Annotated in this window: 14 protein-coding genes; 9 read left to right on the forward strand and 5 right to left on the reverse strand. The window is 56.9% G+C overall.

Annotated elements, in window-relative coordinates:
• Positions 1 to 124: 124 nt before the first annotated feature.
• The 5 genes from C9422_RS26260 to C9422_RS26280 all read right to left on the reverse strand — a co-directional run bounded on the left by C9422_RS26260 (position 125) and on the right by C9422_RS26280 (position 5,298).
• Positions 125 to 913 (reverse strand): SDR family oxidoreductase, encoded by a 789-nt coding sequence (locus tag C9422_RS26260; RefSeq protein ID WP_116582684.1) that lies wholly within the window; start codon positions 911 to 913, stop codon positions 125 to 127.
• Positions 910 to 2,457 (reverse strand): amino acid ABC transporter permease/ATP-binding protein, encoded by a 1,548-nt coding sequence (locus C9422_RS26265; RefSeq protein WP_116582685.1) that lies wholly within the window; start codon positions 2,455 to 2,457, stop codon positions 910 to 912. Before C9422_RS26265 ends, C9422_RS26260 begins: the two co-directional genes overlap by 4 nt.
• Before the next feature lie 64 nt (positions 2,458 to 2,521).
• Positions 2,522 to 3,316, reverse strand: coding sequence for an ABC transporter substrate-binding protein (locus C9422_RS26270; protein WP_116582686.1), 795 nt, complete (start codon positions 3,314 to 3,316; stop codon positions 2,522 to 2,524).
• A 45-nt stretch (positions 3,317 to 3,361) separates the two neighbouring features.
• Complete coding sequence (locus C9422_RS26275) at positions 3,362 to 4,432, reverse strand: isopenicillin N synthase family oxygenase (protein WP_116582687.1); 1,071 nt, start codon at positions 4,430 to 4,432, stop codon at positions 3,362 to 3,364.
• Positions 4,433 to 4,446: 14 nt separating this feature from the next.
• The gene (locus tag C9422_RS26280; protein ID WP_116582688.1) at positions 4,447 to 5,298 is read right to left on the reverse strand and encodes a sugar phosphate isomerase/epimerase; all 852 of its coding nucleotides are present in this window, start codon (positions 5,296 to 5,298) and stop codon (positions 4,447 to 4,449) included.
• A 674-nt stretch (positions 5,299 to 5,972) separates the two neighbouring features.
• On the opposite strand from C9422_RS26280, the gene C9422_RS26290 reads away from it, so the two are divergent.
• The 9 genes from C9422_RS26290 to C9422_RS26330 all read left to right on the forward strand — a co-directional run bounded on the left by C9422_RS26290 (position 5,973) and on the right by C9422_RS26330 (position 15,091).
• Positions 5,973 to 6,659, forward strand: coding sequence for a GntR family transcriptional regulator (locus tag C9422_RS26290; RefSeq protein WP_116582690.1), 687 nt, complete (start codon positions 5,973 to 5,975; stop codon positions 6,657 to 6,659).
• A 193-nt stretch (positions 6,660 to 6,852) separates the two neighbouring features.
• Positions 6,853 to 7,701, forward strand: coding sequence for a glycine betaine ABC transporter substrate-binding protein (locus tag C9422_RS26295; RefSeq protein ID WP_116582691.1), 849 nt, complete (start codon positions 6,853 to 6,855; stop codon positions 7,699 to 7,701).
• A gap of 89 nt (positions 7,702 to 7,790) precedes the next feature.
• Complete coding sequence (locus C9422_RS26300; RefSeq protein ID WP_116582692.1) at positions 7,791 to 8,909, forward strand: glycine betaine/L-proline ABC transporter ATP-binding protein; 1,119 nt, start codon at positions 7,791 to 7,793, stop codon at positions 8,907 to 8,909.
• Positions 8,906 to 9,754, forward strand: a complete 849-nt coding sequence (locus C9422_RS26305) for a proline/glycine betaine ABC transporter permease (protein ID WP_108232451.1) — start codon at positions 8,906 to 8,908, stop codon at positions 9,752 to 9,754. The genes C9422_RS26300 and C9422_RS26305 overlap by 4 nt, the downstream gene beginning before the upstream one ends.
• Positions 9,751 to 10,602 (forward strand): proline/glycine betaine ABC transporter permease, encoded by an 852-nt coding sequence (locus C9422_RS26310; RefSeq protein WP_116582693.1) that lies wholly within the window; start codon positions 9,751 to 9,753, stop codon positions 10,600 to 10,602. Before C9422_RS26305 ends, C9422_RS26310 begins: the two co-directional genes overlap by 4 nt.
• 12 nt (positions 10,603 to 10,614) lie before the next feature.
• On the forward strand, positions 10,615 to 11,613 hold the full coding sequence (locus tag C9422_RS26315) for a 4-hydroxyproline epimerase (RefSeq protein WP_116582694.1): 999 nt from the start codon (positions 10,615 to 10,617) through the stop codon (positions 11,611 to 11,613).
• Positions 11,614 to 11,726: 113 nt separating this feature from the next.
• Positions 11,727 to 12,710 (forward strand): GlxA family transcriptional regulator, encoded by a 984-nt coding sequence (locus C9422_RS26320; protein ID WP_116582753.1) that lies wholly within the window; start codon positions 11,727 to 11,729, stop codon positions 12,708 to 12,710.
• Between the two features lie 240 nt (positions 12,711 to 12,950).
• Positions 12,951 to 13,673, forward strand: coding sequence for a GntR family transcriptional regulator (locus C9422_RS26325; RefSeq protein ID WP_116582695.1), 723 nt, complete (start codon positions 12,951 to 12,953; stop codon positions 13,671 to 13,673).
• 98 nt (positions 13,674 to 13,771) lie between these two features.
• Positions 13,772 to 15,091, forward strand: coding sequence for an FAD-binding oxidoreductase (locus C9422_RS26330; RefSeq protein ID WP_116582696.1), 1,320 nt, complete (start codon positions 13,772 to 13,774; stop codon positions 15,089 to 15,091).
• Positions 15,092 to 15,215: the final 124 nt, after the last annotated feature.

The following is a 15,215-nucleotide window of genomic DNA, read 5'->3' on the forward strand; positions in this document are numbered from 1 at the left end:
GCGCTTTTTGTAGGCGCTGCCGCAGGCTGCGATCTTTTGATCTTGTTTTTGAAAATCAAAAGATCGCAGCCTCGTTGCACTCGACAGCTCCTACAGGAGCTTGGGGAAGACAGTTGTGCCGTCATCACTGGCTGGAGCGAACGGCCCCGCCGTCGATCAACAGATTCTGCCCGGTCAGGTAGCCTGCATGTCTGCTGCAGACGAAGGCGCACAGCGCACCGAACTCCTCGGGTGAGCCGAAGCGTTTGGCAGGAATTTCACGACGGCATTCGTCAAGGAATGCCTCACTGTCTTGCCCCATTTCGTGGGCAGCAGCGACCAGGTTGTCGCGCAGTCGATCGGTGTCGAACGAGCCCGGTTGCAGGTTGTTGATCGTCACATTGCGGCTGGCAATGTTTTCTTGCCGGGCCAGCCCCGCGATGAACCCCGTCAGTCCACTGCGCGCGCCGTTGGACAGGCCCAGGCTTTCGATCGGGGACTTCACGGCGCTCGAGGTGATGTTGATGATCCGGCCAAATCCGCGTGCCGCCATGCCGTCTACCGTTGCCTTGATCAGCTCGATAGGGGTCAGCATGTTGGCATCCAGCGCCTTGAGCCAGGCGTCGCGATTCCATTCGCGGAAATCCCCGGGAGGAGGGCCGCCGGCGTTGTTGATCAGGATATCGAAATGCTCATGGGCCTTGAGCGCCGCCGCCCGACCCTCGGGCGTGGAAATGTCCCCAGCCACGGCGATGACCGTCACTTCAGGATTTATCGCCCTCAGCTGACGGGCTGTTTCATTCAGCGTGTCTTCGCCCCGTGCGGTAATCACCACGTTCACGCCTTCGGTAACGAGTGCCTGTGCGCAGGCTTTACCCAGGCCTTTGCTGGCGGCGCACACCAGCGCCCAACGTCCTGCAATTCCAAGATTCATGCGTGATCCACCACTGTAGACAGGTTTGGCGAGCGGGCACCGATGCCCATGAAGCGTCGTACCCTCTCGCCTTCAGCTTCGCAGCGAATGGTTTCAGGGGCGGCATCGAGTTGAATGTTGCCGTTCTCCATGAAGATCACTCGATCGGAGATCGACATGGCAAAGTCCATTTCGTGGGTCACGATCAGCATGGTCATGCCTTCCCTGGCCAGGTCGCGGATCACGTTGAGCACGTCGTTGACCAGTTCCGGGTCGAGGGCCGAGGTCGGCTCGTCGAACAGCATGATCTGCGGCTCCATGGCCAGGGCCCGGGCGATCGCCACGCGCTGTTGCTGGCCGCCGGAGAGCTGGTGCGGGTACTTGTGGGCATGGGCCAGCAGGCCGACCTTGTCCAGCAGCGCATAGGCACGATGCTCGCTCAGCTCGCCCGGCTGGCCGTGGTACCGGGGTGCCAGGGTGATGTTGTCGAGGATGGTGCGGTGCGGGAACAGGTTGAAGTTCTGGAACACCATGCCGATGTGCCGCACGCCTTTGCGCAGGCGCGAGCCGTTGGGTTTGTCCGAGGCTTCGATGAACGTTTCGCCGAACAACTTGATGTCGCCGGTATCGATGCTTTCCAGGCCATTGACCGTGCGGATCAGCGACGTCTTGCCGGAGCCGGATGGCCCGATGATCGAGACCACCTGGCCGTAGTCGACATTCAGGTCGATACCCAGCAGCACCTTGTGGGTGCCATAGCTCTTCTGGATGTTGTTCAGTTGCAGGATCGGCGTGGTGGTGTTGCCTGCGGCTTTGCGTGCAATGTCGGGCAAGGCTTCGGCGCTGGCCTTGAACTTGGCAATAGTGGCCGCGTCGAGTGTGTGCGGCTTGCGGAAGTTCAGGTCCAGGTAACGCTCCAGGCGCTGCAGGAAATAACCGAATACGGTGACGATCAACACGTAGTAGACGCCCACCGCCGCCAGGGTTTCCATGACCAGGAAGTTGGTGGCATAGAGGCGTTGGCCGACCGTGAGGATTTCAGTCAGGGAGATGACCGAGACCAGCGAAGTCAGCTTGACCACCGTGATGTATTCATTGATCAGGGTGGGCAGCGAAATACGGAACGCCTGGGGGATCACGATCAGGCGTTGCATGCCGAGCACGCCGACACCCAGCGCGCGTCCGGCTTCCCTCTGGCCCTTGGCCACGGAAATCAGGCCGCCACGATGGATCTCCGCCATGTACGCCGCTTCAGTGACCACCAGGGCCAGCAGGCCTGCGTAGAAGGGGTTGGACAGAATCGGTCCGCTCCCGGGAAACAACTGCGGCAGGTTGTAGACGAACACCACCAGCACCAGCAACGGGATGCTGCGGAAAAACCAGATGTAGACCGCTGCGGGAATGCGCAGCAAGGGCGATTGGGACAGCTTGGCGGTGGCCAGGACAAAACCCAGCAGCATGCCGATGAACCAGGCCAGGGCACTGAGCTGGATGACCGTGACGCAGGCATTCCAGAAGTCCGGCAGGGAGAACAGGGAGAAGAAATACGACCAATCGAATTGCATGGGACACCTCGATCTGCCGCCCCCGTGCAGGGGCGGCAGATAACCAGACTACAAGGGCAGGTTCTTAGTTGGCGGTCGGTTCTTCCAGGCCGTATTTCTTGAGGATTGCTGCGTATTCTCCGCTCTTTTTCGTTTCCTCGAAGGCTTTTTGCACGGCCTGGTAGGTCTCGTCGTTACCTTTCTTGACGAAGATGCCCAGGGTTTGCTGATAGATCGGATGCTCGGTGGTGATCACGACCCGGCCATTGGTCTTTTCCGCGATCATTTTCGCGGCACCGGCGATTTCAACCTGGGCCTGGATGTTCTTGGACAGCAGGGCCTGGGTCACTTCGGGTGCCGAAGGGTACTCGCTGACGGTGATGGCGCCCTTGTTGTTCGGCACGCAGTATTCGTCGGACAGCTTCCTGAATTCCTTGACCCAGGTCGTGCCCTGTTCCAGGCCCAGCTTCAGGCCGCACAGGTCTTCAGGTTTTTTCGCATTGATCTCGCTGCCCTGGGGCACCATGACCGCGGCGCCGGTGTTGGCGTACGCGATGGTCTGCGCCTGGGTCTGGCGCTCCGGGGTGATGTACATGCCGGAAATGATCGCGTCGTACTTGCCGGAGTTCAGGCCCAGGATCAGGCTCGGGAACTTGGTGTCGACGAACTCCACCTTGGCGTTCATGTGCTTGGCCAGTGCCGTTGCCAGCTCGGGGTCCGAACCCACCACATTCTTGTCCTTGTCATAGGACTCGAAAGGAGGGTAGGTGATCTCCATGCCGACCTTGAACGTATCTGATGCGGCCATGCTCACCGAGGCACCGAACATGCCGGCTGCCAACACAGCCAGGCACAAGAGGTTCTTTTTATTGTTTTTCATTTTTACTGACTCCGGCATAGGTAGGGGTTTAGCTGAAAACTTCAATCAGGACGGTTGCGCCTGATTTTTCAAATGTCCGAAACTGGCGGGCTTGCGTGCCTTGCCTGGCAGTTGAACGTCCCCGTTGGCCACCCTCTGGCGCAGATACTGATAGGTCTGCAGCGCTTGGCCATACATGTGTTCGCCGATCGTGATCTCTTCGTAGTCGTTGCCGGCCTGGGCGAACCCGGGCAGCGGTTTGATCTGGGTGTGGTAGTCACAGGCATAAAACAGCGGGAAGGAATAACGCTCCTCCTTCACGCTGCGCACCCGGTGCGCAGTGGCAACGAATGCGCCTGCCGTCATCACCTCCAGCATGTCGCCGATGTTGACCACGAAGGCATCGGCAATCGGTGGTGCGTCTATCCATTGGCCAAGATTGTTCATCACCTCAAGGCCGGGTTTGTCAGCCAGGAGGATGGTGAAGCACTCGTAATCAGTATGGGCGCCAAGACCCGGTGCGTCATGGGCGGCACCGTCGAACGGGTAGTGGATCAGGCGCAGCTTCGACGGCGGACGGGTGACCAGGCTGTCGAAGTAGTTTTCTTCCAGGCCCAGGGTCAGGGCGAAACCGCCGAACAGGCGCCGGCCCAGGGCGAAGATCGCTTCATAATAGGCCTGCACCGCTGTCTTGAAACCTGCCAGCTGCGGCCAGTCGTTGGGCCCCAGCAAGGGGGTGTTGGCCAGCACCAGCGGATCATCGGCCGGGACTTCGAAGCCGACGTCGAAGGCTTCCTTGTGGTCCGGTTTGCCCTTGGAATAGACCTCTTCGCCTTCGGGCACAAAACCCTTGTGGGTCTGCGAGGTGCCGATGTAGTGGCGCATCTTGGTGTCGAGGGGCTGGTCGAAAAAGTCCTTGGCCGCCTTGCGCAGGTTGGCGATCAGTTGCGGGTCGATACCGTGATCGGTGATGTAGAGAAACCCGACGTCGCTGGCGGCGCGCCCCAATTGTTCGGCCACGGCCAGGCGGTGTTCCAGTTCAAAGCTGAACAGACCGGCGATGTTGACCACCGGGATGCTGTTGAAGTTGGCTTTGAGTGTGTCAGTGCTGGCGCTGTTGTTTTTATTGTCAGGCATGACGCATCGGCTCCCTAAGGATGGCTTGAGTGGTGGAAACGCTCGAAGTGTTCGCGCTCGGTCTGGCCCATCCACACGTTCAACGACCACAGGTCGGCGACCGGGACATTGGTGAAGGGCAAGTGATGCAGGTAGCCGTCGGCACCGAATTCCGGGGTCAGGGTGCTGACCTGGTAGCCGCGGGCCTGCTGCGAGCGCCAGATGCTTTCCCAGTGCTGCTGATGGAAGGCCAGTTCTTTTGCATATTCGGGCGCCGCCGGGTGCGGAACCTGTGGCCCCTGGTCATAACCGACCCGGGCCTGGATATGGTGAACCCGCTCGATGAACGCGCTCAGGTCATCGGCCGGATCATTCAACAGACGCTCGCAGGTCACGACCCAATGGCTGATGTCACTGGTGAACAGCAGATCGGGCAGTTGCCGGATCAACTCCAGGGTCACCCAGGGATTGAACAGCGAACGCGAGCGATGGGTTTCGAAACTGCAGACCTGACCGTGCTTGCGCGCCAGCTCCAGCGCCTGGCCAAAAAACTCCACCTGTTGCGCCAGGGACCAGCGGTCGTTGCCCGCCAGCACGTTGACGAAGCGCGGGGAGAGTTCAGCGGCCCAGGCGAGCTTCTGGTCGAGGTCATTGAGGTGGACGGCAGGCGTTGCCGACTGATCCGGCAGCACGTCGTAGGCGCTGAAGACGGTGCTGATATAGCCCAGGCGGTTGGCCTGGAGAAAGGCGCCAAACTCAGCCCGTTCGCGGGCGTCCAGTGGCAGGCGCGCTTCCATGCCATCAAAGCCCGCTTGCAGCAGCTCTTCGAGCGCCTGGGCCTTGCTGGCGGTGTAACCCCACAGCGTACGGAAAATTTCCAGCTTCATCGGTGATCCTCAAAAATCCCAGGGCCTGCTGCAAAAACACTTCGACGGCACCAGGCGGCGAAGCGATCAGTGGTCGGTGGCGGCAGAGGACTTCGAAACCGGATCCCTGCGTAACCTGATGCCACTGAGCGATGCCGAGGCTGGTTCGCTGTGGAGCCGATGTTAGGCACAGGCCGAGTGGCGAAAGAATCCGAAAGTTCAAATGAATACTTCAGACTTTCGTTAACCAATAGCTGGCTATTTATCCCGCTGGCAAGGAGGGAATTTGTGGGTGGATACGTGTCTGCGTTGGGTGTTGGCGCGGGGTGCCTTTACTACGACATCATTTTGAAGACTGCCAAGCGATCCCTGTCGTTGGGTCATGGCAATAGCATGTCGTTTGCGGTCTTGCGGGTGGCGTACGCAGACATCCGATTCGAACTGCTACCCGATCAAGGAGCCGAAGGGGCGTTCAATTTGCGACAGGTTACATTTCCGTTAACGACCAACTGATTTTTATCATTGAAATATAACTGCATGATTTATAAGTAAATAATCTATTTTCTATGTGTGTTCTTACAGTATTTTCTGTGTATACATAAAAAATACAAAGCATTGACGACACCCAGAACCCGTGCGAATCTGAATTCAACAACAAGCCGTCACCGCTGATTTGACTGCCTCGGGAGGTCATTGTGAAAAACGGCAAGAGCACTCTTTATGATGATCTCAAGCGTCAGATCCTCACGATGGAACTCGATCCTGACGAGGCGCTGGACGAGGTCGCCATCAGTGAGCGGTACGGGCTTTCGAGAACCCCGGTGCGAGAAGTATTTCGGCGTCTGGCGGGCGAGGGTTACATCGATATCAGGGAAAACCGGGGTGCCCGAGTGATTCCCATGAATCACTCGACGCTGCGAAACTTTTTCCTGGTTGCCCCCATGGTGTACGCCGCGATAGGTCGCCTGGCCGTTCAGAATTTCAAGGCTCATCAACTGGTCGACCTGAAGGAAACGCAACGCCGTTTTCGTGCCGCCACGATTTCGCGTGATGCCCTGATGATGGTCGTGGAAAACAATCGATTCCACGCAATCATGGGCGAAATGTCAGGTAATCAATACCTCGAGCCCAGCCTCGAAAGACTGCTGATTGATCATGCACGCATTGGCCATACATTTTTCCGCCCTCGTGATGAGGACATGGAGCAGCGGCTAGAGCTTTCTGCAGAACACCACGATTCTTTTATTGAAGCCATTGAGAATCGTGACGAGAACGCTGTAGTCGATCTGGTTTTTGAACATTGGGAGTTATCTCGCGAGAACATGGAAATGTTTATCGCGCCCCATGGGATGAACGCAGACCTGCCATTCCCTCTTAAGTAATACCGATCCTCGCTTGATTGGCCGAGGCTCGATACAAGTTAATGCCGAAGAAACGACGGCATTGAGTATCAATCCGCTTATAGATTGATAGGCAACAATAACGCAAACAGATGGTGAGCTTACAGCTGTGCACCACGGGCCTCTATTGTTTAGAGGCTAATATAATAAGTTTTAATGTAGATCGAGGAACGCCATGAAGAAGATTTGGAAGGCAGTGTGCGCGGTCGCAATGATGGGCATGGTAATGCTGCCTGTTCATGCGGAAGAAAAAACAATCACCCTGGGCACGTTGACCTGGGAAGACTTGACACCCATTACCGGTATTACCAAAAAGGTGCTTGAAGACTCCGGTTATAGCGTAAAAGTCATCGAGTTTTCCGAGTGGGGCATTGCTTATGCCGCTCTGACCAAAGGTGATATCCAGGTTCTTGCCTCGCAAACCGACTACGCGGCGAATGACTACTGGAACAAAAACAAGAACCGTCTGGAAAAACTCTCTCCGGTTTCCTATGGCCTTTACCAGGCGATCGCCGTACCTAAATACGTCGACATCGACTCAATCGAACAACTCAATGACAACGCCGAGAAATTCGGCAACAAGATCATCGGTATCGAACCAGGTTCGGGCTTGATGAATGATGCGAGCAAGGCGGTCAAGGACTACGGCATCAAGTTGCAACTGCTCGAGGGCAGTACCGCTGCCATGACAGCCGCATTGAAATCGGCAGTCGATCGTAAAGAGTGGGTTGCCGTCACTGTGTGGGAGCCTTCATGGATGGCGCAGAAGTTTGACCTGAAGTTCCTCAAGGATCCAAAGGGTGTCTTTCCTCCGCCACAAGGTTACTACTGGATTGGTCATAAAGACTTCTCAAAGGAATACCCACGTGCGCGTGAGGTAATGGCCAGCGTGTACGTGCCGATTTCAGATATCACTGCAATCAACGGTGAAGTAAAGGATGGCAAGACCATGGAGCAGGCCATTCAGGGCTGGACTGATGGGCACGCAGAGCTTTTGAAGCGCTGGGAAAACATAAAGAAATAACGAGCACCTTTTTAAACGCCTTTTAAACGCCACTGCCGCCCTTTGATTCATTAGAAAAACCAGAAAAACTGGTTCGACGGGTACGAAAAATGACAACGCCCAACATTGATACCAACGAAGTGCTGATAGATTGCCAGTCAGTCTGGAAAATCTTCGGGAAAGCCGCACCTGCTGCGATGAATGCCGTTGTTCAGCAGGGGCTCACCAAGACTCAGATCCTGCAAAACTACGGCTGCGTGGTCGGGGTCTCGGATGTCAGTCTCCAGGTACGCCGGGGAGAGATCTTCTGCATCATGGGATTGTCAGGCAGTGGCAAATCTACCCTGATAAGGCTGTTGAACAAACTCATCACACCCAGCGCCGGCAAGATTGTAGTCAAGGGCAAAGAACTCTCGTCCTTGAATGCCGCACAGCTGCGGGAGGTGAGAGCGCGTCACATCGGCATGGTTTTTCAGAGCGTTGCGTTGCTGCCTAACCGTACGGTTCTGGAGAACACGGCGTTTGGACTGGAAGTACAAGGCGTGGGTAAGGCCGAGCGCTACAAGGTTGCCGAGCAGGCCTTGACGAAAGTCGGGTTGAGCGACTGGATGTCACGCTACCCCAGCGAACTGTCCGGGGGCATGCAGCAACGGGTAGGGCTGGCTCGGGCAATCACCGCAGACCCGGAAGTGATCCTGATGGATGAGCCTTTCAGTGCACTCGATCCGTTGATTCGTCGGCAATTGCAGGATGAGTTCCGCCAACTGACCAAGGAACTGGGCAAGTCTGCTGTCTTCATCACTCACGATCTGGACGAAGCGATTCGTATCGGCGACCGGATCGCGATCATGAAGGACGGCGCGATCATTCAGGTGGGGACTGCCGAGGAGATCGTGCTCAACCCGGCGGATGATTACGTTGCGGAATTTGTCGCCGGTATCTCCAGGTTGCATCTGGTCAGGGCCGGCTCTGTCATGACGCCCGTCGAGCCGTTCAAGGTAGCAAACCCCGGTTGCGACATCGCCAGACTCACCAAAACCTCAGTCGACGCGGATATCAACGAGCTGATCGGCTTGACGATGAAGTCCGAGCGCGACGCACTCGCTGTGGTCGATAACGGGGTGGTGGTGGGGATCATTACCCCGCGTGATTTGCTGCGTGGCGTTCAAGGTATTCCAAACGAGTTCGCGGTATCGAAGGCCGCCACTGCACTGGAGGCGTCGACATGAGCACGCCTGACTTTTCCAACCAGTTCGATTCGGTCGTCGACTCGAGCCTTGAATGGTTGATGGACAATGGAGAGTCAGTGTTCGACACGACCAATGCGTTTTTGAAGGGCGTGTACGAAGGCGTGCAGTGGTGCATCGCTTATCCACCTTACTACGTCATTGCGATAGTCATTGCCCTGATCGGCTGGCGGGCCGTCGGTTTGCGTTTCGCAATCCTTACCGGCCTGGCCTTGTTGTTTTGTGATGTCATCGGTTTATGGCCAGAAACAGTCAGCACCCTTGCCCTGGTGCTGACCGCTACGGTGCTTGCGCTGGTGGTAGCGATTCCACTGGGCGTGCTGGCGGGTCTCGCACCTTCGTTTGACCGGGTGGTGGATCCGTTCCTGGATCTGATCCAGACCATGCCGCCCTACATCTACTTGCTGCCGGCCATTGCGCTGCTGGGCTATGGCACCGCCACGGCACTGTTGGCGACTTTTATAGTGGCTGTGCCACCTGCCATGCGCCTGACCTCCCTGGGGATTCGCATGACGCCAAAAGAGTTCATCGAACTGGGGGACGCCAGCGGCGTCACCGGGTGGCAGATGTTTTTCAAGATCCGCCTGCCGTTTGCCATGCCAAGCATCATGGCCGGGGTCAATCAGAGTCTGATGATGGCATTCGGCATGGTGGTCATTGCCGGCATCGTCGGCTCCGGCGGCCTGGGTGAGTCGATCTATGGCGCGGTTCGCACGCTGGACATCGCCAAGTCGATCAACGCCGCCATTGCCATTGTGATCCTGACCATGATTCTGGATCGGTTGGCGCAGAGCGCCGCGCGTTCCCGGATGGGAGAATCGAAATGACTGCTGCAGAAATCCATTTTTCACCAGGCGCATTCCTGGCACCCGCCGTCGATTGGCTCAACGCCAACTTGCACGGTCTGTTCAAAGCCATCAGCCAGGTGATCGAGGCGGTACTGGGCGGCGTTGAGGGTGCATTGCTTGCACCGCATCCCTATGCCCTGATCGGCGGGGTAGTGGTGTTGGCATTCTTCTTTGCCAACAAAAAAGTGGCGCTGTTTGCCGGGTTGATGTTGGCATTCTGTCTGTTCTCCGGGCTGTGGGTCGCGTCTATGCAAACCATTGCTTTGGTCTCGGTTGCGGTGCTGATTTCAGTATCCATCGCCTTTCCGCTCGGCGTTCTGGCAGCACGAGTGAAACGGGTCGACGAGGCGTTCCTGCCGATCCTCAACATCATGCAAACCGTACCGCCTTGGGTTTACCTGATCCCTGCCGTGATGCTGTTCAGCCTGGGACGGGTGCCCGCGATCATTGCGACCATCGTTTACGGCATTCCACCTATGCTCAGACTGACGACCCTTGCCTTTAAGCAACTGCCCAAGGAGTTCCTTGAACTGGGCCAGGCCATCGGTGCTTCGCCGAGGGCGATACTGTTCAAGATCGAATTGCCGACTGCCGCGCCGACGCTGTTGGTGGGACTGAACCAATGCATCCTCCTGTCGCTTGCAATGGTGGTGTTGGCAGGCCTGGTGGGGGCGGGTGGACTAGGTGCTGAAGTCACCCGAGGCCTCACCAGGATGGAGATGGGGTTGGGCTTGCGTGCCGGCCTCGCGATCGTCGCTGTCGCACTCCTTCTGGATCGGCTGTCTCGCGGCGCGTTGCAGCGTCACTCCCCGCGCAAACTCGTGTGAGAGACTTTCAGAATGAGACGTAGCTTTTTTTGTGTTGATTCCCATGCGTGCGGGAACCCGGTTCGCGTCGTGACGGGGGGCGGGCCATTATTGCCCTCCGTGTCGATGGCGGAACGACGCGAGATTTTCGTTCGTGATCATGACTGGGTACGCACGGCGTTGATGTTTGAGCCTCGTGGGCACGACATCATGTCAGGCGTGATCATTTATCCAGCCTCCCGTGATGATTGCGACTTTGGTGCCTTGTTTATCGAGGTCAGCGGGTGTCTGCCCATGTGTGGGGCGGGTACCATCGGTTTGTCCACCGTGGTCATCGAAGAAGGTCTGGTCACACCTCGCGAACCTGGTCGGCTGGCCATCGAGACACCGGCAGGTCGTGTGGATGTCGACTACACCATGAACGGTGAATATGTCGACTCCATCCGGCTGTTCAATGTAGCCAGCTATCTGCACAGCGCCGATGTGGTGGTCAATGTGCCTGGCATTGGCGAGCTCGTCGTTGACATTGCCTATGGCGGTAATTTCTATGCGGTGGTCGAGCCGCAGGAAAACTGGCCTGGCTTGAATGGATTGACGACGGCAGACATCGTCAGCCTGAGTCAGAAGCTGCGCGCCGCGCTGGCGGAAGTCAGTGATCCCGTGCATCCGGAAAACAGTAGAATCAGCGGTGTTCACCATGTCATCTGGTGTGATGAAGAGCACTCAACAGCCGCTGATGGGCGCGGTGCAGTGTTCTACGGTGACAAGGCAATTGATCGCTCGCCTGGAGGTACCGGTACCTCGGCAAGAATGGCTCAACTGTTTGGCAAAGGACGCTTGAAGGTCGGGGATACGTATCGCAACAAAAGCCTGATCGGTACGATCTTCGAAGGCAAAGTCGAAGCGTCGGTGAAAGTGGGAGCGTTTGACGCAATCAGGCCCAGTATCGGTGGCTGGGCACAAATCACCGGCCACAACACCATTTTTGTCGACGACAAGGATCCCCTTCGTCATGGCTTTCAGCTTGCTTGAGCAGACCGGAGTGGCGTCAGGATGATGGGCATTTTCAATGCAGCAAATGATGCATTCCATAACGTGAAAAAGTGGATCGAAGATTGATCGAAAGACGCCAGTTCAGCGGAGGCATGAAGGGGAAAAATCTTCGCTATGTGAGTGACAACCCCAACCAGCCGACGCAAATGGTTCGAGCGGGATTCCTGCTGCTCGAGCACTTCTCGTTGCCCGCTTTCACCCAGGCGCTGGATACGATTGTCACGGCGAATCTTCTGCGCCCCAGGCTGTTCTCCTCCCGCACGTTCGGCTTGAACGACGGGGAGGTCATCAGTGATCTGGGCCTGGTCATCCGGCCAGATGCCCGTATCAATTGTTCGGTGCTTCAAGACCTCGATCTGCTGGTCGTTTGTGGCGGGTACAGGACAGAGCTCAGGGCGTCCGATGAGTTCATCCATTTGCTCAAGACAGCCGCTGGCCTGGGCATCACTCTCGCCGGGCTGTGGAATGGCGCATGGTTCCTTGGGCGCGCCGGATTGCTCGCGGGTTACCGTTGCGCCATTCATCCCGAGCACCGTCCCGCGCTTGCCGAGTTCTGCAAGGCGACGCAGGTCAGCAGTGAGCCTTACGTGATCGATCGAGACCGGCTTACAGCCTCCAGCCCTTCCGGGGCATTCCATATGGCGCTGGACTGGATCAAGGGATTGCACGACAAAGCCCTGGTCGAGGGCATCGAGGACATTCTTGCTTTTGAGGAGTCTCGCTACCGACGCATCAAGCCGACAGAGAATATCTGTTTGAGTGCACCGCTGCGCGAGGTGGTCAAGCTGATGGATGCCAACCTTGAGGAGCCCCTGGAACTGGAGCAACTGGCGGCTTACGCCGGCCGCTCACGCCGGCAACTCGAGCGCCTGTTCAGGGAGCAGTTGGGAACTACCCCGCAACGCTATTACCTGGAGTTGCGCATCACCGAAGCGCGACGGCTCCTGCAGCATACGGAACTCTCCCAGGTCGATGTGCTGGTTGCCTGTGGCTTTGTTTCACCGAGCCATTTCAGCAAGTGCTACAGCTCCTACTTTGGTTATCGCCCGTCGAAGGAAGTCCGACTGGTCAAGTAACGGTGCCCCCGATGACTCTTTGACTCCTCGTCAAGGCACGAGGGCCGATGGCGGTTTTTTCGCGCCATGGGATCGCTTTGAAGCCCCGCAAAACCACAGCCTCACCGGCCATTGGTCGCTTGGTGTTCAGGGTTGTTTTGTTTGTGTATTTTAATTGTAGACACAAAGAATAATGTTGTTTTATAGTTCGAATACAGGTAGTAGACAGCGTTCACTCACCCGTACAAAGGTTTCTGATAAATGGCTACCAAAGAACTCGATCTGCAGGCCTCCCCGGATCTGCCCGTTGACCGTAAAGCTGTGTTGGGAGAGGCGTTGCGTCGCCGGATCCTGAGCATGGAGTTGGCACCGGGCGCCGTCGTGGACGAACTGGCCTTATGCGACGAGTTCGGCCTTTCCCGACCACCTGTGCGTGAGCTCATGCGGCAGATGGCTGCCGAAGGCTACATCGATCTCGAAGCGAACCGTGCCGCGCGCGTGTCATCGATGAGCTACCAGTCGCTCAGAAGCTTCTTTCTGGCCGCGCCACTGATTTACATCGCCACCACCCAATTGGCGGCCGCGCATGCAACGCCATCCGAGATTGCAGAGTTGAAACGCATCCAGGCGTTCTTCCGCACGGCCATCGAAGAAAAAGATGTAGAGAAGCGCGTGCTCTACAACGACGAGTTCCATTTGCAGATCGGCAGGATGGCTCACAACGCATACTTGATGCCAAGTCTGCAACGCTTGCTGATCGACCATGCGCGGCTGGGGAAAATCTTCTATCGCCATCCCACGACAGTGGATATGCAAGCGGACCTGGAAGTGGCAGCGCAACAACACGACGAAATGATCAGCGCCATTGAAAACCATGATCAGGTTCTGGCGGGAGATATCGTGCGCGCGCATCTGGAATTGTCGCGACGCCGAATGTCCGAATACGCCGCGCCGGAAGGGTTGGATGTAGCACTTACCTTCTAAAAAGCAGAACCGATGCCACTTGCATGAACAGTGTGACGAGAACGTGCAGAAGGGACGCTTTTAGTAACTACAAATATAAAAGAGCCCAGGTCGCGAAAATGGCAAAAATCAGATACACACCTGCAGATGACTCTACATGCGGCTGGTTCCACCTGAGCCAGCCGAGAGTGGCCCGTCCGTCCCACTCCGGCGTTCGCTCAGCCCGCTGGGTGGTGCTGGGTGCCGGGTTTACCGGGCTTGCGGCAGCTCGCCAGTTGGCGCTGAACTTCCCGGATGATGAGGTTGTTTTGATTGAAGCCCAGGAGGTCGGTTACGGGGCCTCCGGCAGAAATGCCGGTTTTGCCATCGACCTGCCACACGATATCGGTGCAGAAGACTATATCGGCGATATCAAGACGGCAAAAATCAGTATGGCGTTGAATCTGACGGGGCAACACATTCTGAAGGATCTCGTGGAAAAACACCGGATCGACTGTCAGTTTCGCATGTGCGGGAAGTATCAGGCGGCCATTGAAGACCGGGGTATCTCGGTTCTGGATGCTTATCGCCGTGGCCTGGACAAACTCGGGCAAGAATACGAAATGATCGAAGAGAAGGACTTGCCGGATCACATCGGCACGCATTTCTATCGCAAGGCACTGTTCACCCCAGGCACGGCACTCATCCAGCCGGCCGCCTTGGTAAAGGGCTTGGCCGACAGCCTGCCGGCCAACGTGACGCTTTATGAGAACACGCCGATTACCGAAGTGGAGTACGGCGACAAAACCATCCTCACTCACAACAACGGTCGTATTGTTGCGGACAAGTTGCTGCTGACCAATAACGCGTTCGCCATGAGCTTCGGTTTTTTGAAAGGGCGCATGTTGCCGATCTTCACCTACGGCAGCCTCACCCGGCAGTTGACGGAAGATGAGCAGGAACGTCTGGGCGGCAAACCGTATTGGGGCGTGATTCCTGCCGATCCGTTCGGCACTACCTTGCGCCGGACAACAGACAACCGCCTGTTGGTGCGTAACAGCTTCAGCTTCAATGCCGATGGACGCAGCCACCAGAAATACCTGGAGCGGTTTAGCCAGCGACACAAGGATTCGTTTGAGCGCAGATTTCCCATGCTCCCCGATGTCAATTTCGAGTACACCTGGGGCGGGTCGCTGGCGTTGTCGCGTAACCACATGGCGCACTTCGGGCAACTGGCCAACAACGTCTACGGAGCACTGTGCTGCAATGGCCTGGGCGTAACCCGCGGTACTGTGACAGGGACCTTGTTGGCCGACTGGCTGGCCGGCAAGAAAGATCCACTTATCGATTTTCTATTGTCGGCCCCGGGGCCTAACAGAAACCCGCCTGAACCCCTGCTTTCAGCAGGCGTGAATATGAACTTGCTATGGGGACAGTGCCGGGCGGGGAAAGAAAGCTGATTACGCATCACTGTAACAGGCAAGTTAAACGTTAAGTTCTTAGTTTATTGGCTGGTTCAATAAGTCCGGTGGTTTTTTATCGAGACGGCTTTAGTTTGCCTGGGTTTTTGGTTTGCGCTTCAGT

Origin of the sequence: Pseudomonas sp. B1(2018), from assembly GCF_003097365.1 — a bacterium.
GTDB classification, from domain to species: domain Bacteria; phylum Pseudomonadota; class Gammaproteobacteria; order Pseudomonadales; family Pseudomonadaceae; genus Aquipseudomonas; species Aquipseudomonas laurylsulfatiphila.